General features: G+C 69.6%; 18 protein-coding genes. 10 read left to right on the forward strand and 8 right to left on the reverse strand.

The genetic code is table 11. The features are described from left to right. The first annotated feature begins 78 nt into the window (after nt 1–78). Nucleotides 79–702: a TIGR02265 family protein gene (locus tag MEBOL_RS27095; protein WP_157775514.1), complete on the forward strand. Its 624-nt coding sequence runs from the start codon at nt 79–81 to the stop codon at nt 700–702. Between the two features lie 9 nt (nt 703–711). After that, nucleotides 712–1,191 carry a hypothetical protein gene (locus MEBOL_RS27100; protein WP_095980170.1) on the forward strand — a complete coding sequence of 160 codons (480 nt, stop codon included), beginning with the start codon at nt 712–714 and terminating at the stop codon, nt 1,189–1,191. Here the strand turns inward: MEBOL_RS27100 and MEBOL_RS27105 are convergent. From MEBOL_RS27105 to rdgC, 3 genes are read right to left on the reverse strand one after another with little or no spacing between them, the layout of a single operon-like run. Further along, nucleotides 1,159–2,103: a hypothetical protein gene (locus MEBOL_RS27105; RefSeq protein ID WP_095980171.1), complete on the reverse strand. Its 945-nt coding sequence runs from the start codon at nt 2,101–2,103 to the stop codon at nt 1,159–1,161. The genes MEBOL_RS27100 and MEBOL_RS27105 overlap by 33 nt on opposite strands. Beyond that, complete coding sequence (locus MEBOL_RS27110; RefSeq protein ID WP_095980172.1) at nt 2,103–2,777, reverse strand: hypothetical protein; 675 nt, start codon at nt 2,775–2,777, stop codon at nt 2,103–2,105. The genes MEBOL_RS27105 and MEBOL_RS27110 overlap by 1 nt, the downstream gene beginning before the upstream one ends. After that, a complete protein-coding gene (rdgC, locus tag MEBOL_RS27115; protein ID WP_095983029.1) occupies nt 2,764–3,423 on the reverse strand; it encodes a recombination-associated protein RdgC in 660 nt (219 codons plus the stop codon). Before rdgC ends, MEBOL_RS27110 begins: the two co-directional genes overlap by 14 nt. Before the next feature lie 104 nt (nt 3,424–3,527). On the opposite strand from rdgC, the gene MEBOL_RS27120 reads away from it, so the two are divergent. Beyond that, nucleotides 3,528–3,998 (forward strand): MAPEG family protein, encoded by a 471-nt coding sequence (locus MEBOL_RS27120; RefSeq protein ID WP_095980173.1) that lies wholly within the window; start codon nt 3,528–3,530, stop codon nt 3,996–3,998. A gap of 21 nt (nt 3,999–4,019) precedes the next feature. Beyond that, entirely contained in the window at nt 4,020–5,111 is a 1,092-nt protein-coding gene (locus tag MEBOL_RS27125; RefSeq protein WP_095980174.1) for a hypothetical protein, read from the forward strand. Nucleotides 5,112–5,127: 16 nt separating this feature from the next. Here MEBOL_RS27125 and MEBOL_RS27130 read toward each other — a convergent pair whose 3' ends face one another. The 3 genes from MEBOL_RS27130 to MEBOL_RS27140 all read right to left on the reverse strand — a co-directional run bounded on the left by MEBOL_RS27130 (nt 5,128) and on the right by MEBOL_RS27140 (nt 7,603). Then, nucleotides 5,128–6,027: an ATP adenylyltransferase family protein gene (locus MEBOL_RS27130; protein ID WP_095980175.1), complete on the reverse strand. Its 900-nt coding sequence runs from the start codon at nt 6,025–6,027 to the stop codon at nt 5,128–5,130. A 38-nt stretch (nt 6,028–6,065) separates the two neighbouring features. Then, nucleotides 6,066–6,530 carry a sporulation protein gene (locus MEBOL_RS27135; protein ID WP_095980176.1) on the reverse strand — a complete coding sequence of 155 codons (465 nt, stop codon included), beginning with the start codon at nt 6,528–6,530 and terminating at the stop codon, nt 6,066–6,068. 77 nt (nt 6,531–6,607) lie between these two features. Further along, the gene (locus tag MEBOL_RS27140; protein WP_095980177.1) at nt 6,608–7,603 is read right to left on the reverse strand and encodes a hypothetical protein; all 996 of its coding nucleotides are present in this window, start codon (nt 7,601–7,603) and stop codon (nt 6,608–6,610) included. 114 nt (nt 7,604–7,717) lie between these two features. Between MEBOL_RS27140 and MEBOL_RS27145 the strand changes: the two genes are divergently transcribed. From MEBOL_RS27145 to MEBOL_RS27165, 5 genes are all read left to right on the forward strand, one after another. Further along, the gene (locus MEBOL_RS27145; protein ID WP_179956303.1) at nt 7,718–7,927 is read left to right on the forward strand and encodes a hypothetical protein; all 210 of its coding nucleotides are present in this window, start codon (nt 7,718–7,720) and stop codon (nt 7,925–7,927) included. Between the two features lie 46 nt (nt 7,928–7,973). Continuing rightward, nucleotides 7,974–11,279, forward strand: coding sequence for a PAS domain-containing protein (locus MEBOL_RS27150; protein ID WP_095980179.1), 3,306 nt, complete (start codon nt 7,974–7,976; stop codon nt 11,277–11,279). A gap of 30 nt (nt 11,280–11,309) precedes the next feature. After that, nucleotides 11,310–12,359 (forward strand): LIC_10091 family protein, encoded by a 1,050-nt coding sequence (locus tag MEBOL_RS27155; RefSeq protein ID WP_157775516.1) that lies wholly within the window; start codon nt 11,310–11,312, stop codon nt 12,357–12,359. Then, nucleotides 12,356–13,264, forward strand: a complete 909-nt coding sequence (locus MEBOL_RS27160; RefSeq protein ID WP_218920819.1) for a formylglycine-generating enzyme family protein — start codon at nt 12,356–12,358, stop codon at nt 13,262–13,264. The genes MEBOL_RS27155 and MEBOL_RS27160 overlap by 4 nt, the downstream gene beginning before the upstream one ends. Nucleotides 13,265–13,337: 73 nt before the next feature. Beyond that, complete coding sequence (locus MEBOL_RS27165) at nt 13,338–15,239, forward strand: CotH kinase family protein (RefSeq protein ID WP_157775518.1); 1,902 nt, start codon at nt 13,338–13,340, stop codon at nt 15,237–15,239. Nucleotides 15,240–15,285: 46 nt separating this feature from the next. Here the strand turns inward: MEBOL_RS27165 and MEBOL_RS41985 are convergent, their stop codons facing one another. After that, nucleotides 15,286–15,423 carry a hypothetical protein gene (locus MEBOL_RS41985; RefSeq protein WP_170115409.1) on the reverse strand — a complete coding sequence of 46 codons (138 nt, stop codon included), beginning with the start codon at nt 15,421–15,423 and terminating at the stop codon, nt 15,286–15,288. A 208-nt stretch (nt 15,424–15,631) separates the two neighbouring features. Here MEBOL_RS41985 and MEBOL_RS27170 point away from each other — a divergent pair, with 208 nt between their 5' ends. Beyond that, nucleotides 15,632–15,898 carry a hypothetical protein gene (locus MEBOL_RS27170; RefSeq protein ID WP_157775520.1) on the forward strand — a complete coding sequence of 89 codons (267 nt, stop codon included), beginning with the start codon at nt 15,632–15,634 and terminating at the stop codon, nt 15,896–15,898. 17 nt (nt 15,899–15,915) lie between these two features. Here the strand turns inward: MEBOL_RS27170 and MEBOL_RS27175 are convergent, their stop codons facing one another. After that, nucleotides 15,916–18,741, reverse strand: coding sequence for a serine/threonine-protein kinase (locus MEBOL_RS27175; protein WP_095983031.1), 2,826 nt, complete (start codon nt 18,739–18,741; stop codon nt 15,916–15,918). Nucleotides 18,742–18,882 lie beyond the last annotated feature (141 nt).

Consider the following 18,882-nt stretch of genomic DNA (forward strand, 5'->3'; position numbering starts at 1 on the left):
CCCACCTCCAACCCTTGCCCGTGGGGCCTCCAGGGATGGGGGAGATGCGGACTCTCCGGACGAAGAAGGGAAGTGCATATGGCTGATGAGTCCGAAACCGCGGGAGTTCATCCCTTCGGCTCCGAGGCGGAGTTGCACCACCGGATCTCCCTCACGGGGCCCGGAGACGTCGCGCGCGGCATCTTCCTGAACAGCCTGCTGGACATGCTGCGGCAGTTCGGCGACCAGGCCCTGCTGCGCCACTGCCTGGAAGTGAGTGGGGAGCAGCGCTTCCTCGAGTTCTTCAACTACCCGTTGAGCACCTGGCTGCGGATGGCCTACCCGGCCGCCTGGCGCATGAGCGACACCTACGGTGGCTTCGACGGGGCGCTTCATGAAATGGGCTACCAGGCCTCCAAGGCCTTCTATGGCTCGAGCGCCGGGAAGGTGTTGCTGCTGCTGGCGCGCAACGAGCCCCTGCGCCTGCTCAACAACATGCCCACCACCACCAACGCGGTACTGGGCGACAACACGGGCATCACCCAGATGAAGCGCACGGGCAAGACGAGCGGGGTGCTCACCTACATGCGCGATCTGGTGCCCCGTCCGTACAACGAGGGAGCGCTCAAGGCATCGCTCGAGGCGGTGGGGGCCAAGGACGTGAAGGTGGTGGCGCACCCGCTGGGTGAGTTCGACACCGACTACGAGGTGTCCTGGGTGTAGACAGGGGCCATGGCCGACAAGCGCCGCTTCGATCTCTTCGCCCAGTTCCTCGTCGAGCGTTTCGCCGCCTCGCGCGTCTTCGACATCGCCGGTGGACAGGGGCGGCTCAACCAGGCCCTCTCCCAGCGGGGCTGCACGGTCACCACCTTCGACCTGCGGCACAAGCGGCTGCCGGTGCGCTATGCCGAGCGCCTGTTCACGCTCGACGAGCCCTGTGAGTGCGACCTGCTCGTGGGCATGCATCCGGACGGGGCCACGCGCGTCATCATCGAGTACGCGGCGAAGCACCGCCTGCCCTTCGCGGTGGTGCCGTGCTGCTCGGACAATGGCATGCCCTACAACCCCTGGCGGCGGCACCTGGCGGAGCTGGCGCGCGGGCTCGGGTTCCCCCTCGTGGAGGAGCACGTCCTGCCCATGGAGGGCCGCGCGACGGTGGTGCTCGGCGCGTTCTCCGGCTCAGCCCGGGAACCAGGCGCTGGCGCGCAATAGCCGGCCCACCGTCCAGCGCAGCGCGTCCACCCGTCCGGGCGAGGCGGGCTCCCGCTCCGTCCAGTCGAAGTCCCGCAGCCGGGGGAGGAAGCCCTGGCGCACGCAGCCCTCCAGGCTGAAGACGTGCACGTCCTCGGTCCACCGCCGCGCCAGGCGCAGGTCCCTCGCGAATTCCTCCCAGCTCAGGGGCGGCACCTCGATGAGCCCGGGCACGTCCACGCCCCCGCCGGTGATGCCCACGCCCACGCCGCCGCCCGCCCGGGGCCCGTAGCTCGCCAGGACGCCCGGGCCATGGGGGCGCACGAGGCTCGTGTAGAGCATCCACACCTCCCGGTCCACGCGCACGTCCAGCACCCCCGTGAGCCGTTGCAGCAGGGTGGAGCCCGCCTGACGCTCGTCCAGGATGAAGGGCAACTGGTAGCTGTCCACCCGGAAGCCGTCCGCGCGCACGCGCTCCACCAGGGTGGTGTAGGCGGCCCGGGCCTCGCGCAGCCGTCCGCCTCGCGCCAGCCGCGGCAGCAGCGCGGGCAGCAGGCGCCAGCGGCTCTGGAGTGCCCGCGTCAGCTCCTGGATGTCCGGTTCGATGTCCAGGCCCACGCCGTCCCAGCGCAGGGCGTGCGTGGCCGTCCAGGCGCGGAAGTCCGTGTAGCGCGCCGAGGCCTGGGCCGCGTTGCCCTGGTGGAACCAGTAGCCCTGGTCCTTGGGCAGCAGTTGCCACGCGATGACGGGCACTCCGGCCGCGTTGAGGCGCCGCACCACGTCCGCGCGCTCGGGGCCCAGGTCGAGCACCCCGAGGCTGACGCTCGCGCGCAGGGCCTGGAGGTGCCCGAGGACGGCCGCGTCCGCGAAGAGGGCCAGGAGCGGCCCTGGCCCGAGCTCGCAGAAGAAGGTGAGGCGGGCGGGGGGCGTCATCAGCCGCGGGCGGCGCGCGCGAGCTGCATCTTGGTGGCCTTGGGGGCCTCGTCCTCGCCCTTCATCCAGCGCTTCATCTCCGGGACGACCTTCTTGCTCCAGTTGCGGCTCGCGCGCACCTCGAGGAAGGCCTTCACCAGCGTGTCCACCATGCCGGACAGCTGCTCGGTGAGATCCAACCGCTCCTGGAGCCGGTCATCCTCCTCCTCGGTCATCAGCTCCGGCAGCTTCGCCGCGCGGATGTCGAGGAACTCCGCGTCGAGCGTCAGCTCGTAGTCGCGCTCGCCGTGGGTGAGGCGCAGGCGGGCCTGGTGCACGAGCAGGCCCCGGTCCAGGGCATGCTTCACCTGCTCGGAGTAGGGCGAGAGCGTGCCCCGGACGTTCATCTCCGTGACGTCGCCGTTGACGCCCTTGAGCGTGCAGCGGCCCATGTAGAGCACCACCAGCCCCTCGCCCGCGAAGTCCACGAGCGCGTCGCCCGACTCCGAGCGCCACAGGAGCCACGTGAGGAACTCGCGGCCCAGGTACGCCCGGCCGCGCAGCAGTTGTTCGCGCGCCTTGTCGCGTTCGACTTCGGCCTCGTCCCGCGTCTCCTCCTCGGTGGCGCCGCCGTCCACGCCCGTGTCGCCCCGGGCGAAGGCCGCCTCGATCCGTGCCTGCTCACGCGTCGCCATGGCTCACCTCGCTGCTCGCGATCTCACTGCTGGAAATCTCCATGCCGATGAGCTCCGGCGTGGGCACCAGGTTCTCGTCGGAAATGCCGGCCTGGGCCGCCAGGGAGGCGGGCACGAGCGGCTGGAGCTTCACCTGGAAGCACTCCTCGATGGCCAGGAGGATTTCGTCCACCGTCTTGCGCGAGGCGGCCCAGAGCTGCACCTGGTTCGTCTTCAGGTTCCAGCTCACGTCGTGCACCTTGGTCATGGGCACGGCGCGCTGGCGCAGCATGTGCTTGAGGGAGGCGCGGTTCTCCGACTTCTCGCCCCGCGTGGGCTGCCGGCCCTCGCGCTTCTCGAACTCCTTCTGCCACTTGGCCAGCTCCGCCTTGAGCAGCGCCGGGGGCACCTTCACGGTGTCCACGCGGTAGCCGAACAGGGCGTACTCGCCATAGAGCACGCTGCCCGTGGTGAAGTCCGTGGAGTCGGAGTTCTCCAGCTCCACGAAGCCCGCCGCGCGCTCGTCCTCGGTCTTCTTGAGATCGATGGGCTCGAAGAGGCCGGACTTGAGGCCCTTGGAGAGCCAGCGTTTGGTGTCGGAAGGGGCGTCTCCGGTCGGCTCGGACCGGAAGCGCGAGAAGGTCACTGCTCCGCTCAGGACTGGCATGAGGGGCGGCACCTTGGACAAGCCGGACTCCGCCGTCAAGACACCGCGCGTGTGTCGCTCGGGCCTGTCCAAAAGGGGGCGCGGCTGCTAGAGGGCCCGGTTCCATGAACGGTCTGCCCATCGATGTCACTCCCACCCTGCTCCTGGCCCTGCCGGGGCTGCGGCTCTATGCGTTGTGCGTCATCGTGCTGGTCATCAAGATGATCGCGGTGGGCGTGTACACCGTGCGGGTGCGTGGCAGGCTCAAGGTCTCCACGAACCCCGAGGACGCGGCCCGCATGGGTGCTCAAGTGACGGACGTCGAGCCCCCCGAGGTGGCCCGGGTGCTCCGCGCCCACCGCAACGATCTGGAGAACATCCCCAACTTCTTCGCGCTCGGACTCGCGGCGGTGCTCGTCGGCGCGCCGGCCATTCCGCTCAAGGTGGCCCTCATCGCCTTCACCGCCGCGCGGGTGGCGTTCTCCATCGCCTACCTGCGCTCCTTGCAGCCCTGGCGCTCGGTGAGCTTCGGCGTGGGCCTGCTGTCCATGCTGGCGTTGATGGTGATGATCCTCCTGCGGATCCTCTTCTCCTGACCCGAAAGGAACTTCCCGCCCATGCGCCCGATGCTCGACAGCCTGCCGCTCCTCTACCGGGATTTGCTTCCGGAGTTCTTCCAGAAGGGCGTTCCCGTCGAGACGAAGGCCACGTGTGACGCCTGCGCCATGTGCCCCAGCTCGGCCTCGGGCGCGGTGGAGTCCGTGGACGGGGTGAGCCGGTTGTTCCGGACGGACACCAAGTGCTGCACCTATTACCCCCGCCTGCCCAACTTCCTGGTGGGGGCGCTGTTCTCCGACGCCCGTCCGGAGCTGGCCGAGGGCCGCCGCCGCATGGAGGCGAAGCTGAGCGGCCGCGTGGGCATCACGCCCCAGTGGGTCAAGGCCTCCGCGCGCTACAACCTGCTCTACCGCAACTCGCGCCAGTTCTTCGGCCGGGCCCTGTCCATGCGCTGCCCCTACTACGAGGAGCAGCAGGGCGGCTGCACCATCTGGCCCTACCGCGAGGCGGTGTGCTCCACGTTCTTCTGCAAGTACGTGGCGGGCGCGGATGGGCAGAAGTTCTGGATGACGCTCAAGACGTACCTGACGCTCACGGAGATCCAGCTCTCGCGCTACGCCGTGCTCCAGCTGATGCCCGACTACATCCTGGCCCGCAAGGACAAGCCGGAGATGACGGACACGCCGACCGTCGAGGAGCTGGACGACAGGCCCATGGCCGCCAAGGACTACGCCGCGCTGTGGCGCGAGTGGGAGGGCCGCGAGGCGGACTTCTACCGGGCCTGCTACGACATCGTCCGCGCGCTCACGCCCGCCCAGGTGGAGTCGATTCTTGGCCTGGATGGGCTCATCGAGCTCAAGGTGCTGGACAAGAGCCACCGGGACGCCCTCTCGTCCGAGCTGCCCAAGGTGCTCAAGCTCAACCCGGAGGCCACGGTGAAGTGGTTGCCGGATGGGAGCGTGGCGCTCGGCTCCTACAGCGAGTTCGACGCCGTGGCGCTTCCCGGCGTGGCCTACTCGCTGCTCGTGGAGTTCACCGGCCTGGAGCCCGTCGAGGCGGTGCGCCAGCGCCTGCGCGACGAGAAGCATGCGGATCTGCACGAGGACATCCTGTTGGAGCTCTACCGGCACCGCATCCTGATGGCGGCCTGAGCCCTCGTCCGGGGACTCACGGCGGGGTGATCGGCAGGGTCACCCGCCGCAGCAGCTCCATGGGACCCAGCGCCTGCAGTTGCAGGCACTGCTCCTGCGTCTTGACGAGCAGCGAGCCGCAAAAGCCCATGGCGTTGACGTTGATGCCGTGGGACTCGGCGCGCGCGCGGGGCGCCAGCAGCATCCAGTCGCGCGTGGCCAGCAGGTTGTAGGGCGGCGGGGGCGTGGCGCCCATGCCGGCCGTGGCGAGCAGCAACTGGTAGGCCTCCAGCATCCGCGCGCCATCCCTCGGGGCGTTGTCTTCCCAGGGCCCGAGTCCCGTCACCGCGTGACCGAAGCCCAGGGCGGGCAGCACGGCGACCCGGCCGCGCGCGGGGGGCGGGGACATCAACGCCTCCATGGGGACGCGCAGGCCCTCGGGGCCGAGGGGGGGAATGAGTTGCAGGTGCTTGTGGCGCTGGCTCGCGCCGGCCGCTTCACCGGAATTGTAGAAGGCCAGCCCATCCAGGCCGCTCATGCACAGCGCGAGCGCCTCGAAGTCGGCGGCCGTGAGCCAGGACTCCTGCTCCTCGAACACGCGCGTCACGATGAGCAGGTGGTGCTCGACGACGTTGAACTTGTTGAGCATGCACACGTGCGTGGGCGTCAGGGGGCCCACCACGAGGTCGGGATCCGGATGCTCGAAGGGGTTGAAGGGCTGGGCGCGGGGCGGCTCCCGCTTCGCCCGGTCATCCTTCAGATGCGCCCGGCCGAGGACGCGCACCTGGAAAGAGACGCCCTGGTGCTCCAGGGTGCGGCACTCGGTGGCGATGGGCTGCAAGGCTCCGGTGGCCAGTCCGTGCCGGGTCGTTTCGAGCGTCCGGGACCACAGCTCCTCGGGCCGCAGCGATGGCAGGGGGGCGGTGCGCGTGTTCATTCGGGGCGGACCTTAGCGCCTCTGGCCACTGGCGCGCTTTAACCGTTCGACCCGACCCGCAGTGACTGGTAGCCCGAGTCCGGATCGTTTCCCGTCGCCTCGACGCGGCCCCGGATGGACCACTCGTGGCGGGCGTAGCGCCCGGTGAAGGTGGGTTGGGCGTCGGGAGGCAGGCGCACCCGGCCCTCGAACTCCCGCGTCTCATTGGGCTCGAGGGTGAAGGCGGGGGAGATCTGGACCTCCTTCGAGAAGGACGTGTACGAGGTGTTCACGGCGTTCTCCTGACCCGCCATCGTGCCTCGGGGCATGTTCACCCGCTCGACGGACTGGAGGTCCACGAAGACGCCCTTGGACTTCACCTGCCCGCCGGTGGACGTGGCGATGACGCGCACGGACAGCTCCTCGCCGGGGAATGCCTGCTGGGGCTCGTACTCGATGGAGACGCGGGCCGCGCCGCCCGTCACCATGTTGGCCACGTCCTTCATCTTGTCGAAGATTCCCATGCGGTCCTTCCGGGTCGGAGGGGGAGGTGAAGTCGGCGGCCAGCATAGACCAGCGGCCGCCCCGGGGGAGAGGGCTCTCAGCCCTCCTGCTCGCGCATCAGTTCCTCCAACCAGAGGGCGAAGGGCGCCGAGGCCACGATGGGCGCCAGCCGCTCGCGCAGCGCCTCCTGGCCCATGCGCTGGAAGGTGTCGAGCAGGCCGAGCGTCTGGAGCACCTCGCGCACCGGGCGCTTGCCATCGCGTTCCTGGACGCGGCGTAACCCCTCCTCCAACCGCGTCAGGGCGTCCGCCGACGCGAGCCACTGGGTGAGGCTCTTGCGCACCACCGCCACGCCGCGGGGCACCTCCAGTTGGGACAATTCACGCCCGAGCTTCGCCAGGGGCAGGCCGAACACTCCGTCGAGGAAGGCCACGCGCATGTCCGCGTGCTCCGAGGCCCGGGAGGGATCGCTGAGCGCGTCGGCGGTCTGCTGGAAGAGGCCGGACAGCGCCGTGTCGACGAAGTCCTTGGCGCGCTTCTCCACCTGCCGCTCGATCTCGTCGGACAGCGCGCCCGCGATGCCGCCCAGGGCCCCTCCGGACGTGCGGGCCTGCTCGGCGGCGAAGCGCGCCAGGCCCGTGAAGCCCTTGGCGATGCGGTTCTCCGTCACCGGCGCGCTCACCTTGCGGCTGAACTCGATGAGGACGTTGAGCAGTAGTCCCCGCGCCAGCTCGCGCACGGGTGGGCGGTCCATGACCGCGAGCACCAGCTCCCGGTTGGGCGAATACGGGTGCGAGGCCAGCTCCGTCAGGGCGCGGGGGAGCTCTCGGGGCAGGGCCTCGCGCAGGGGGCGGGGGTCGCGGGCGAGCCGCTCCTGGAGGTCATCGACGAGCGACGCCAGTTCTCCCTCGGCGGTGGGCGAGGCGAGCCACCCCTCCAGGGCGCTCTTCAAGGCTCGCGCGAGCAGGGCCGGGGGCAGGAGGGTTTCGAGGGACTGGGACAGCTCATGCTCCACGACGAGCGCGGCCAGGCGGTCCAGGGGGCCCCCGGGCGAGGCGTTCTGGAGCCGGGTGAGGAGGACTTGGGAATTCATGGCGGCACCATAGCCTCCATGAAGCCCAGGCGATCATACGGGCGGGCATCCTGGCGCCAGGTGCCTTCCGGGCAGGCCGCCCTCATGTTGATCCGTGACATCAGGGAGATCGCCATGAGCAAGAAAGACGTGTTGCACATTCCCTTGACTCCGACTCCTCCCCAGCGGGAGGCCGGCTCCGAGGAGGACGAACATCCCGGACACGAGGCCCCCGTGATGAACCCGGACACGGGCCCCGGAGGGACGCCCGGGCTGGGTGGCAAGACCCATGTCATCAAGCCCGTCCCCTCGCCTGGCCGCTACCCGGGCGTCAGCGTGACCTGAGTCCGGGCGGACCGCTTCTCGTCTCCTTTATAGGGAGGACTTCCTGGTGAGCCTCGCTGACTTGTTGGACGTCCGGCGCGAGGAGATCGTCCGCTCCTGGATCGACCGCGTCGCGCGTTTCCATGCTCCGGGGCCCGAGAGCCGGACGGAGCTGGTGGACCACATTCCGCAGTTCCTCGAGAGCCTCGGCCGCAACCTGCGCGAGGGGCGCGAGGAACGGCCTCGGGACTACGACTCGCACACCGAGGTGAAGCAGCAGGGCGCTCAGCATGGCGTGCAGCGCTTCCGCATCGGCTTCGACCTCGAGGCCATGGTGCGGGAGTACGGCGAGCTGAGGGAAGTCATCGACGACTTGATGCAGGAGGTGGGCTTCCAGCCTTCCCTGCGCGAGGGGCGCGTGCTCAGCCAGGGTCTGGGCATGGGGGTGGCCGAGGCGGTCGCCGCCTTCACCGCCCATCAGCGGGTACGCCTCCAGGAAGGACGGGCGGCGCTCGATGCCCTGGAGGATGGCGATGCGTTCTTCCTGCTGGACAGGGACTGGCGCATGGTGCGCGTCAACCGGGGCCAGGAGCGCATCAGCCGGACGCATCGCGAGCAGACCCTGGGCCGCTCCTTCTGGGACGTCTTTCCCCTGACCGTGAGTCCCTCGTTGCAGTACTGGAGCCAATACCATCGGGTGATGAACGAGCGCGTTCCGGTGGCGTTCGAGGAGTTCTACGCGCCCCTGGATCTCTGGACGGAGGTGACGGCCTACCCCGAGCAAGCGGGGGGAATCATCGTCTTCTTCCGGGACACGACCGTGAAGAAGCGGCTGGAGACGGCGCTGCGCCTGTCCGAGGAGCGCTACCAGATGGCCTCCCAGGCCACCCAGGAAGCCATCTGGGACTGGGATCTGGTGGCCAACACCGTCTCCTGGAACGAAGGGGTGAGGACCTTGTTCGGCTACTCGCTCGAGCAGATCGGTCCCAGGGGCGAGTGGTGGATCGACCACATCCATCCCGAGGATCGCGAGCGCGTGTCGCACGACATCCACGCCTTCATCGACAAGGCGGGCTCCCAGCGCTGGCAATGCGAGTACCGCTTCGTGTGCGCGGACGGCCGTTACGCGCAGATCGTGGATCGCGGCTACCTGGCCCGCGGAGAGGACGGCCGGGCCCTGCGCATGGTGGGGGCCATGCGGGACATGACCGCCCAGCGCGAGGCCGAGGCGGAGATCGCACGCGCGCACAAGCTCGAGCGGCTCCGGGAAGTCCAGCTCCTGGAACTGGCCAAGGCCGCCGCGGCCATCCATGGGGCGTCCTCGCGGGACGAGGTGCTGCTCGCCATCACCGAGCATGCCCGCACGCTCATCGGGGCGCACCAGGCGGTCACGTCCGTGACGACGGACGGCTCCCGGGCCGTCACCCAGGCGTCCTTCTCGGACAAGTACGCGGCCTGGCGCTCGCGGGCGGACAGGCCGGATGACAGCGAAATCTACGCCTGGGTGTCCCGGACCCAGCGCCCGTTGCGCCTGACGCAGACGCAGTTGGAGTCCGATCCGCGCTGGTTCGCGGGGAGCGCTCCTCCTCGCGGACATCCTCCACTGCGCGGTTGGCTCGCCGTGCCCCTGGTGGGACGGGAGGCCCAGAACCTGGGGTTGCTCCACCTGTCGGACAAGCTGGACGGCGACGACTTCACGGCCGAGGACGAGTCCATGCTCGTGCAACTGGCGCGGTATGCCAGCGCCGCCTTGGAGAACCTGCGCCTGGCCTCGGAGACCCAGGCGGCCGAGGAGCGCGCGCGCATCGCGGTGGAGGCCACGCAGTTGGGCACCTGGGACCACGACCCCCAGTCCGGAGCGCTCATCTGGGATGCCCGGAGCAGGGTGCTCTTCGGCGTGGGACCCGAGGAGCCCGTGGACTACCGGCGCTTCCTCGAGCGGCTGCACCCCGAGGATCGCGAGCCCACGGACGCGGCCATCCGGCGGGCGTTGGAGGGCGGCGGGGACGGGGAGTTCCGCTTCGAGTACCGCACCCTCGGTGACGGGACGGACCGCGAGCGATGGCTGGACGCGCGGGGCAAGGCCTTCTTCGACGACACCGGACGGGCCGTGCGCTTCGCGGGCACCGTGCTGGACATCACCGAGCGCAAGCGGATGGAGGCCGAGCGCGTGGCCCTGCTGGAGCGCGAGCAGGCCGCCCGCTCCGAGGCGGAGAACGCCAACCGCCTCAAGGACGACTTCCTCGCCACGGTGTCCCACGAGCTGCGCACGCCGCTCACCGCCATCCTCGGCTGGGTGCAGATCCTCCGCTCCGGACAGCTTCCCGAGGAGCGGCGCCTGCGCGCGTTGGAGACGGTGGAGCGCAACGCCTATGCCCAGTCGCAGCTCGTCGAGGATCTGCTGGACATCAGCCGCATCATGTCCGGCAAGTTGACGCTGGAGCTGGAGCGCGTCGATCTGGGCTCGGTGGTGGAGGCCGCGCTCGAGTCCATCCGTCCCGCGGCCGTGGCCAAGGACATCCGCCTGCAGCCCGCCATCGACTCCCTGGCGAACGTCATGGGCGATTCCACGCGGTTGCAGCAGATCGTCTGGAACCTGCTGTCCAACGCGGTGAAGTTCACGCCCAAGGGAGGCCACGTCCAGGTCCTGGTGGCGCGGAGCGACGCCTCGGTCGAGGTGGTGGTGACGGACAACGGCAAGGGCATTCCGGCGGACTTCCTGCCGCACGTCTTCGAGCGCTTCCGTCAGGCGGAAGGCAGCGTCGCGCGCAAGTACGGAGGCCTGGGCCTGGGTCTGTCCATCGTCAAGCACCTGGTGGAGCTGCACGGCGGATCGATCGACGTGTTCAGCGAGGGGGCGGATCAAGGAGCCACCTTCACGCTCCGGTTGCCCAAGGCCGTGGCGCGACGCATGGAGCCACCGCCCTCCCTGCCCTTGCGCGCCCCGGAGGTGCACGCGGGGTTGACGTGTCCTCCGGAGCTGGAAGGCTTGCGGTTGCTGCTCGTGGACGACGAGGCGGACACCCGGGAGTATCTGCGCACGCTCCTGGAGGGCTGCCGCGCGCGGGTGGACACCGCCGCCTCGGCCGCGGAGGGGCTGGAAACGCTCCTGCGCACGCGGCCCCACCTGCTCGTCTCCGATATCGGCATGCCGGGCGAGGACGGCTACTCCTTCATCCGCAAGGTGCGCTCCCTCCCGGCGTCCCAGGGCGGCCGCATCCCCGCCGTGGCGCTCACCGCCTATGCCCGTGCCGAGGATCGCACCCGGGCCCTGCTCGCCGGCTTCAAGGCCCACGTGCCCAAGCCCATCGAGCGCTCCGAGCTGCTCGCGGTCCTCATCTCCCTCGCTCCCTCTCCGGATGAGCGGTCTTGAAAGGGGCGTGAGGCGCTATCATCCCGGGCGATGCGTCTTGTGACTCTCGCCGCTGTCCTGGTCTCGGCCCTTGCCTCCGCCAGTGTTCCGTCCGGGTCCGCCTTCTCCCGGTTGCCGCCGGACCCCGCCCCCAAGCAGATCGTCCGGGGTCTGCACTACTGGGTCTCCAACGAGGACCATCTGGAGCTCTTCCACGGCGCGGTGAAGGACCGGAAGGGTCTGTACCTGGGCGTGGGCTCGGACCAGAACTACCTGCTGGCGGCCTGGGCGCGCGCGGAGCCGCTGGTCCTGCTGGACTTCGATCAATCCATCGTGGATCTCCACCGCGTCTATCGGGTCCTCTTCCGGGCGGCGGAGTCTCCCGGGGACTTCCTGCGGCTGTGGCGGGCGGAGAGCCGGTCCGAGGTGCGCCAGCTCATCGAGCAGGGCTACCCGGACCGCAAGGAGCGGCTGGGTGCGCTCCTGGCGTATGGCACCTCGCGCGCCACGGTGGAGCGGCGGCTGCATCGCGTGGTGGCGCGGATGGCGAAGGTGTCCCTGCCGTGCTTCCTCGTGGACGCGGCCGATTATGGGCACATCCGCCGTCTCTACCTGGAGGACAAGGTCCACCTGGTGCGAGGGGATTTGTCCGCGGAGCGCAGCATGAGCGCGGTGGGCCGCGCGGCGATGGAGGAACAGCGGACGGTGGGCGTGCTCTACCTGTCCAACGCCGAGCAGTACTTCGATTATGGGGCGCGCTTCCGGGCCAACATCCGCGGGCTTCCCCTGGACGAGCGCAGCGTGGTGGTGCGCACGAGTGGCCAGCGGGGCATCTCGCACGTGAAGGCCAGCTACTACCATTACAACACCCAATCGGGGACGAGCTTCCTGGCGTGGTTGGCGGACAAGAAGACGCGCAACGTGCGGGGGATGCTCCGCTACGCGCCGGACAGTGGCGAGGCCGTGGGGCTGTCGCGGCTCGACCTCGGGCCCGACGAGGCGCGTGAGGCGAAGAAGCAACAGCTCGTCGCGAAGGCCTCGTTGAAGAAGAAGAAGGCGAAGCGCACGTCCCGGGCGATGCGGGGCGAGGCGGAGCGGTGAACACCGCGAGGTGGGTGGCGCTCGTCTGGGGACTGGGGCGGGTGGGCCTCGCCGGGGCCCAGACGTCCTTCCCCGGAGCCCCCGAGGTGCTTCCCTGCCTGGAGGTGCCCGTCCCGGGGCTCGCGTGCGTGCCCGGTGGCCCCTTCGAGCGCGGCGTGGATGGAGGGCGGCACCCTCCGGCGCGGCCTCGTTCCCAGGTCTGGGTGCAGACCTTCTACATGGACACGCACGAAGTCACCTACGGCGCCTACAAGGACTGCGAGAAGGCGGGTCGGTGCGCGAAGGCGGGTCCCCACTACCGGGACTTCGATCATCCCCGCCAGCCCATCAACGGGGTGAGCTGGTACGACGCGAAGGCGTTCTGCGAGGCTCACGGCAAGCGCCTGCCCACGGAGGCCGAGTGGGAGAAGGCGGCACGGGGGCCTGAGGGGGGGCTCTATCCCTGGGGGAACGCGCCCGCCACGTGCGCGCGCGCCATCATCATGGACGCTCGGGGCAGGAGCTGTGGGGTGAAACAGCGCTCGCGGAAGCACGCGGACGTGGGACGTCCCGAGCCGGTGGGCTCCCGGCCTCCCAATGCCCTCGGGCTGTACGACATGGCGGGCAATGCCTGGGAGTGGGTGGCGGACTGGTACACGCCCTCGTGGAAGGCGTGTGGCGCGGCCTGTCAGGGCGTGGATCCGAAGGGGCCCTGCGCGGGCCAGGACACCTGCCCCGGCCATACCCAGAAGGTGGTGCGTGGGGGCTCCTGGTTCTGGCCCGCCGAGTACGCGACGTCGGTGTACCGGCGGCCCCACGTGCCGGCCAACCGCCCCATCTTCCACCACTTCGGTTTCCGCTGCGCGGCGAGCCTGGACGAGGCGAGGGCGCTCGCCGCCGGGCGGGAGCCTCGCGGAACGCCTTGAATTTCCGGGTGGAAAAGCGGTTAAGCGGGACAGGACATCGCGCCCCGCGAGGGGCAAGACGGAGATGATGGAGATGAAGACTGTGTCTGGGGTGCTCGTGGGGCTGTTCGGGGTTCTCGGACTCGCGGGAGGCGCCGTCGCGGCACCGGCCGCGCGTCCGGCTCCGGACTCGGCGGCGAAGTTGTTCCAGACGAACACCGTCTGGGACGTGCACCTGTCGTTCACCCCCGAGCAGTGGGCCGCCATCGAGCCCGCCCCGCCCGCGCGGGGACCTGCGGGAGGGCCGGGGGGTCCCCCTCGGGGCATGGGACCCGCGAACCTGCTCGTGCCGGGGATGATGCGGGATGGGGACCTCGACCAATCGGGAACGCTCTCGAAGGAGGAGATGCGGGCGCTGGCCACGCGCTGGTTCTCGGAGTGGGACGAGGGCAAGCGCGGCAAGCTCGACGCCGAGCAGTTGCGCGGGGGGCTGAGCGCCATGAGCGACATGGCCACCCTTCTGGCGGGCGGTCACAAGGGCCGACGGGGCGAGGAGAAGCGGGGAGGACTCGCCGCGCTGATGGGCATCGAGTTCCCCTACGTGCACGCGAACCTGGACTTCGAGGGCAAGGGGCTCTCGGACGTCGGGGTGCGCTACAAGGGCAATTTCTCGTACATGCAGTCGAGGGATCAGCTCAAGCGCTCCCTGAAGGTGGACCTGGACCGCTTCGAGCCGAAGCGGGCGTGGCTGGGCCTGTCCACGCTCAACTTCCACAGCAACGTCACCGACGCGAGCTGGATGAACGAGGTGTTGTCCTACCGCTTCTACCGGGACGCGGGCGTCCCCGCCTCGCGCACCACCTACGCCCGGGTGTCGATCTCGGTGCCCGGCAAGTACGACCACGAGTACCTGGGCCTGTATTCCATCGTCGAGGACGTGGATGCGTCCTTCGCGCGGACGAATTTCGGCTCGGAGCAGGGCGCCATCTTCAAGCCGTCCACGCCCGCCCTGTTCACCGACCTGGGGGATGACTGGGCGGACTACGAGCGCACCTACGAGCCCAAGGGGACGCTCACGCCGAAGCAGTCGGCCCGGCTCATCCAGTTCTGCAAGTTCGTGAGCCACGCCTCGGACGCGGAGTTCGCCGCGAAGCTGGACCAGTTCCTGGATGTCGAGGCGTTCGCCCGCTACCTGGCGGCCACGGTCCACCTGTCCACGCTCGACAGCCTCCTGGTGATGGGCCAGAACTTCCACGTCTACCTGCACCCGAAGACGCAGAAGTTCTCCATCATCCCCTGGGATCTGGATCACTCGTTCGGTCAGTTCCCCATGCTGAACAACAAGGTCCAGGAGGACCTGAACATCGACAAGCCCTGGCAGGGTGACAAGCGCTTCCTGGCCCGGGTCTTCCAGGTGGAGAAGTTCAAGAAGCTCTACGTGGCGCGGCTCAAGGAGCTCAACCAGGGCCTGTTCAAGCCCGAGCGCTTCTCCCAGCAGGTGGACGAGACCGCCAAGGTCCTGCGCCCCTTCATCGAGGCGGAGTCGGCGGACAAGCTCGCCCGGTTCGACAAGGTGGTGGCGGGAGAACTCATCGAGCCGCTTCCCATCAAGATGGCGAAGCCTCCTCCGAGTGCCCCGGGAGCCGCGCCGGGTGGCCCTCCCGCGCCGATGCTCGACAAGGTGCGGCCCATCAAGGTGTTCGCGGGCGTGCGCGCGCGCTCGGTGGCCGATCAGCTCGCGGGGAAGTCGAAGGGGACCTCGCTGGACCGTCCGGGACCGGGGGGCGCCAATCCGACCCAGTTCCTGGCGCCCGTCTTCCAGGCCACGCTGGACTCGGACAAGGATGGGGACATCTCCCAGGACGAGTTCATCCAGGGCTTCGGCAAGTGGTTCGACGGGTGGAGCCCAACGGGTGACGCGCTGTCCAGGGAGCAGCTCATGGAGGGCGTGAACAAGGTGTTCATGCCGGCCCCGCCGCCCAAGCCCGCGCCGTAGCCGCGGGGGAGATGCCCACGCCCCGGCTCTGGCCAGGGCGTACCCCTCAGGCGGGCCACACCATGACCCACACCCACACGGGCGACCAGACGGGGAGGGCGGGCGCGGTGGGGGTGGGGGCCGGCTTGGACGCGCGGCGCTTGCGGAACTCGTCGAGGTGGATGACGTCGGAAGCCGGCTTCATGGCGGGCACCCTTTCGATGGAAGAAGTCTCTGCTTCATTGTCGGAAGGAGGCGTCCGCCAGTTGCGCGGATTTATTTCCGCGAAAGCGGACGGTCGCCCGGGGGGAGGAGTGATTCCGTCGGGCGAACCGGCTGGGAGGGGCGCATGAATGAAGGGCGAAAACGCCGAAATGGGCCCTCGGCCCCCCGGTTTCGCGCGGGAGGAGTGCATGAGCTCGACGTACCTTCATCTCACCGACGAGGAGTTGCTCGCGCGCATCGCGCGGCTGTCCGGTGATGTGACCCTGGTGAGGGCCCAGAATCGGGAGACGGGGGAGTTCTGCATCGGCCTGTGCGAGCGGGCCGCCGGGAAGTTCATGCCGCTGTCGACCCACACGGACGAGGCGTCCGCGATGCGGGCGGGCGCGGAATTCGCGGCCCGCCTGGACCGGCTCGCGGCGGAGCAGCCGGAGCTCCAGCTGCGGCACATCCATTAGAGAGAGGGTGACGCGGCCTACCGGGACGACGTGCGGCGCATGTGCCGCGCGGGGCGGACCTCGGGGGTGACGGGCAGCGACTTCAGCCAGGTGTCCACGTCGGCCACGCGGGGCTCCAGACCCGCCGCCTGGAACTGCTCCCGGGCCCGGGCCGCTTCCGCGCGCGCCTCCGTCTTCTGCCCCGTCTCCCAGAGCGCCCGAGCGAGCGCGAAGTTCGACTCCGCCAGCGTGTCGGGGTCCAGGTCCTCGAAGGCCACGGACTGCCGCAGGGGGGCGATGGCCTCCCGGGGACGGCCCAGTTTCAGCAACTCCTGACCCACGCCGTCGTACGAGTACGACAGATCCGAGTCATCCGACGGCAGGGACTTGCGCTTCATGTCGAGCGCCTGCTCGTACACCTTCAAGGCCTCTTCGTGGCGCTTGAGGTCGGACAGGCACATGGCGATCTCGTCCAGGCGGAGCGCGAGCTGGGGCGTGTCCTTGCCGAACAGGAACTCGGCGATGTCCGCCGCGGCGCGCGCATGCTCCAGGGCCTGGGTGGGACGGCCCATCTTGCGCAGGGCCGCGGACAGGGCGCTGTGGCGCCGCTCCATGTTCGGATGCCGGGGGCCCAGCGACGCCCGGGTCTGGACGAGCGCGTTCTCCAGCAGCTCCACTCCCTGCTCCAGCTCGCCCATGTCCACGAGCAGGCGGCCCAGGTTGAAGGTGGTGTGGGCGCGCTTCGGGTCATCCGTGGCGAGCGCGCGCTCGCGCAGGGCCCGTGCCTCCTCCAACAGCTTGCGAGCCTCGGGGAAGCGCTGCTGCTCCTCCGCCAACGTGCTGCGGTTGGCCAGCAGGTCGCCCAGCATCTCGGGATCACCCCCCATGCGCCGCAGCGAGGCCTCGGCCAGTCCCGCCCAGTTCTCCGCCTGATCGAAGTGCTTGAGCTTGCCCTCCACGAAGAGCAGCCGGATGAGGGTATAGGCCACCATCCGGTCCGCCCGGCCCGCCTCGGCGTCGTAGACGGCCTGGGACAACAAGCGCGAGGCCTCGGGCGCGCGGCCCATCTGCGCCTGGATGGCGCCCTGGTGGAAGCGCATCTCCGCCAACAGCGGGAGGTGGCCCGTGGCTTGGATCCGCGCCTCCAGGGGTTGGACCTTCTCCGCCGCGCCCTTGATGCGGCCGGCGGCCAGCAGCGCCGTCACCTCGGACAGTTGCTCATCCAGCCGGGCGATCTCCTCGCGCTTGCCGGGGTCCGAGGGCAGCCGCTGCTGCTCGGAGAGCGCCTCCACGTTCGAGCACTCCTGCAGGGTGGGCAGCGAGTGCGCCGCGTCCAGCGAGCGCTCCACGAGCTTGGGATCCGCCTCGCCCATCAACCCCACCAGGGCCCGGAAGTCCTGGCGCCGCCGCTCCAGACAGCCCACCCGGCGGGTGAACAACTCCTCGGGTTGGGAGCCGTGCATGCGCGTGGCCTCACACGCCTCGATGCTCTGGGCCCGCCAGGCCTCGGCATAGTGGCCCAGGGCCTGGGTCACGCGCGTGGCCATCTCCTGGGCGAAGGGCTGGTTCGTGGCGAGGAAGGAGGCCTGGAGCTTCTGCCGTGCTTCCGGGCTCCAGGTCGTGTCCATGGGCGTCCCCGCGCCCGCGCACACCTGGGTCCGCTGGTACGCCACGCCGCCCACCACCGAGAGGCCCACCGCCGCCGTGGCCATGCCCGTCACCCACTTGCGCCGTTTGACCAGCCGCTGCTCCTGCGACAGCGCGTCCAACAGGGTGGCCATCGACGGGAAGCGGGCCCCGGGCTCCAGCTCCAGTCCGCGCATCAGCGCGTTGCGCACCCAGGCGGGCACCTTCACCTCGCGCGGGGGCTCCTGGATGATGCGCTCCACGGGCGCGGCCTGGACGATCTCCCGGGCCCGGGCGGGGGGCGTCATGGGCGCGGTCTGCCGCACCCGCATGGGCGAGGTGGGCTCGGACTGGGACGAGGACTGGGACGAAAGCAGCCTGTCGTTCTTCTCCTTCTGCTGCCGGCTCGAGTTCGAGTAGGCCCGCATGCGCGCGGGCTCGAAGGCGCGCTTGCCGTAGAGGGCCCAGTACAGCGCCACGCAGAAGCTGAACTGGTCCGAGCGCGAGTCGAGATCCGCGCCCTGGAACTGCTCCGGCGACATGTAGTTGGGCGTGCCCATGACCAGGCCGCTCTGGGTGAGCTGGGTCTCCAGCATGCGGCGATCCAAGGAGACGAGCTCCTGGGCGTCCTCGGGCAGGAAGTCCTCCTCGCGGCCAGAGTCGCCCACCTGGCGGGCCAGTCCGAAGTCGGTGACGTAGACGCGGCCCTCGCGGCTCATCAGGACGTTGGCGGGCTTGAAGTCGCGGTGCACCAGTCCCGCGGCGTGCGCGGCCTGCAAGCCCCGTCCGGCGTCCAGGAACTTCTCCAGCACCAGGCGCCAGGGGTGGCTCCCCTCCTTCATCCAGGAACCCAGGGTGCCGCCGTCCACCAACTCCATGGCGAGGAAGACCTGGGCGCCCCACACCCCCACGTCGAAGATGGGGATGACGTTGGGGTGGGAGATGCGCGCCATGGCCTGGGCTTCGCGCTGCAGCCGGGCCCGCGCCAGCTCCGGATCCGTCCGCCCATCCGAGTGCAGCAGCTTGAGGGCCACCTTGCGATCCAGGTCCGGATCATAGGCGGAGTACACCACCCCCATGCCGCCTTCCCCCAGCTTCTTGAGCAGGAGGTAGCGCCCCACCTGGGTGACCGGCAGCTCCTCCTGCCGCGACGTGCCCCGCTCGGAGCGGCCGGTGTCGAGGACCGATGGACGCGAGTCCTTCCCACCACTTCCGGACCTCAGATCTCTCGTCGTCATGTCGGCCAAACCCGTTTTCTCAGGGAGACCTCGAGGATTCCACCCCTGCCCCCATTTTGCCAAGTTGTGGAAAAAGGTATTCTCAAGGAAATTCCGACGAAACTCGGAATCGATTCAGCGCGATAAAGCAGTAAACCGGGA

The sequence above is a fragment of the Melittangium boletus DSM 14713 genome (assembly GCF_002305855.1).
Classification (GTDB): Bacteria; Myxococcota; Myxococcia; order Myxococcales; family Myxococcaceae; genus Cystobacter; species Cystobacter boletus.

Excerpts from the sequence above, each read along its gene's own strand:
- MEBOL_RS27105 (WP_095980171.1), bottom strand. The coding sequence starts at position 2,103 with ATGACGCCCCCCGCCCGCCTCACCTTCTTCTGCGAGCTCGGGCCAGGG.
- MEBOL_RS27155 (WP_157775516.1), top strand. The coding sequence starts at position 11,310 with ATGCGTCTTGTGACTCTCGCCGCTGTCCTGGTCTCGGCCCTTGCCTCC.
- MEBOL_RS27165 (WP_157775518.1), top strand. The coding sequence starts at position 13,338 with ATGAAGACTGTGTCTGGGGTGCTCGTGGGGCTGTTCGGGGTTCTCGGA.
- MEBOL_RS27110 (WP_095980172.1), bottom strand. The coding sequence starts at position 2,777 with ATGGCGACGCGTGAGCAGGCACGGATCGAGGCGGCCTTCGCCCGGGGC.
- MEBOL_RS27120 (WP_095980173.1), top strand. The coding sequence starts at position 3,528 with ATGAACGGTCTGCCCATCGATGTCACTCCCACCCTGCTCCTGGCCCTG.
- MEBOL_RS27175 (WP_095983031.1), bottom strand. The coding sequence starts at position 18,741 with ATGACGACGAGAGATCTGAGGTCCGGAAGTGGTGGGAAGGACTCGCGT.
- MEBOL_RS27095 (WP_157775514.1), top strand. The coding sequence starts at position 79 with ATGGCTGATGAGTCCGAAACCGCGGGAGTTCATCCCTTCGGCTCCGAG.
- MEBOL_RS27130 (WP_095980175.1), bottom strand. The coding sequence starts at position 6,027 with ATGAACACGCGCACCGCCCCCCTGCCATCGCTGCGGCCCGAGGAGCTG.
- MEBOL_RS27125 (WP_095980174.1), top strand. The coding sequence starts at position 4,020 with ATGCGCCCGATGCTCGACAGCCTGCCGCTCCTCTACCGGGATTTGCTT.
- MEBOL_RS27135 (WP_095980176.1), bottom strand. The coding sequence starts at position 6,530 with ATGGGAATCTTCGACAAGATGAAGGACGTGGCCAACATGGTGACGGGC.
- rdgC (WP_095983029.1), bottom strand. The coding sequence starts at position 3,423 with ATGCCAGTCCTGAGCGGAGCAGTGACCTTCTCGCGCTTCCGGTCCGAG.
- MEBOL_RS27170 (WP_157775520.1), top strand. The coding sequence starts at position 15,632 with ATGAGCTCGACGTACCTTCATCTCACCGACGAGGAGTTGCTCGCGCGC.
- MEBOL_RS41985 (WP_170115409.1), bottom strand. The coding sequence starts at position 15,423 with ATGAAGCCGGCTTCCGACGTCATCCACCTCGACGAGTTCCGCAAGCGC.
- MEBOL_RS27145 (WP_179956303.1), top strand. The coding sequence starts at position 7,718 with ATGAGCAAGAAAGACGTGTTGCACATTCCCTTGACTCCGACTCCTCCC.
- MEBOL_RS27100 (WP_095980170.1), top strand. The coding sequence starts at position 712 with ATGGCCGACAAGCGCCGCTTCGATCTCTTCGCCCAGTTCCTCGTCGAG.
- MEBOL_RS27140 (WP_095980177.1), bottom strand. The coding sequence starts at position 7,603 with ATGAATTCCCAAGTCCTCCTCACCCGGCTCCAGAACGCCTCGCCCGGG.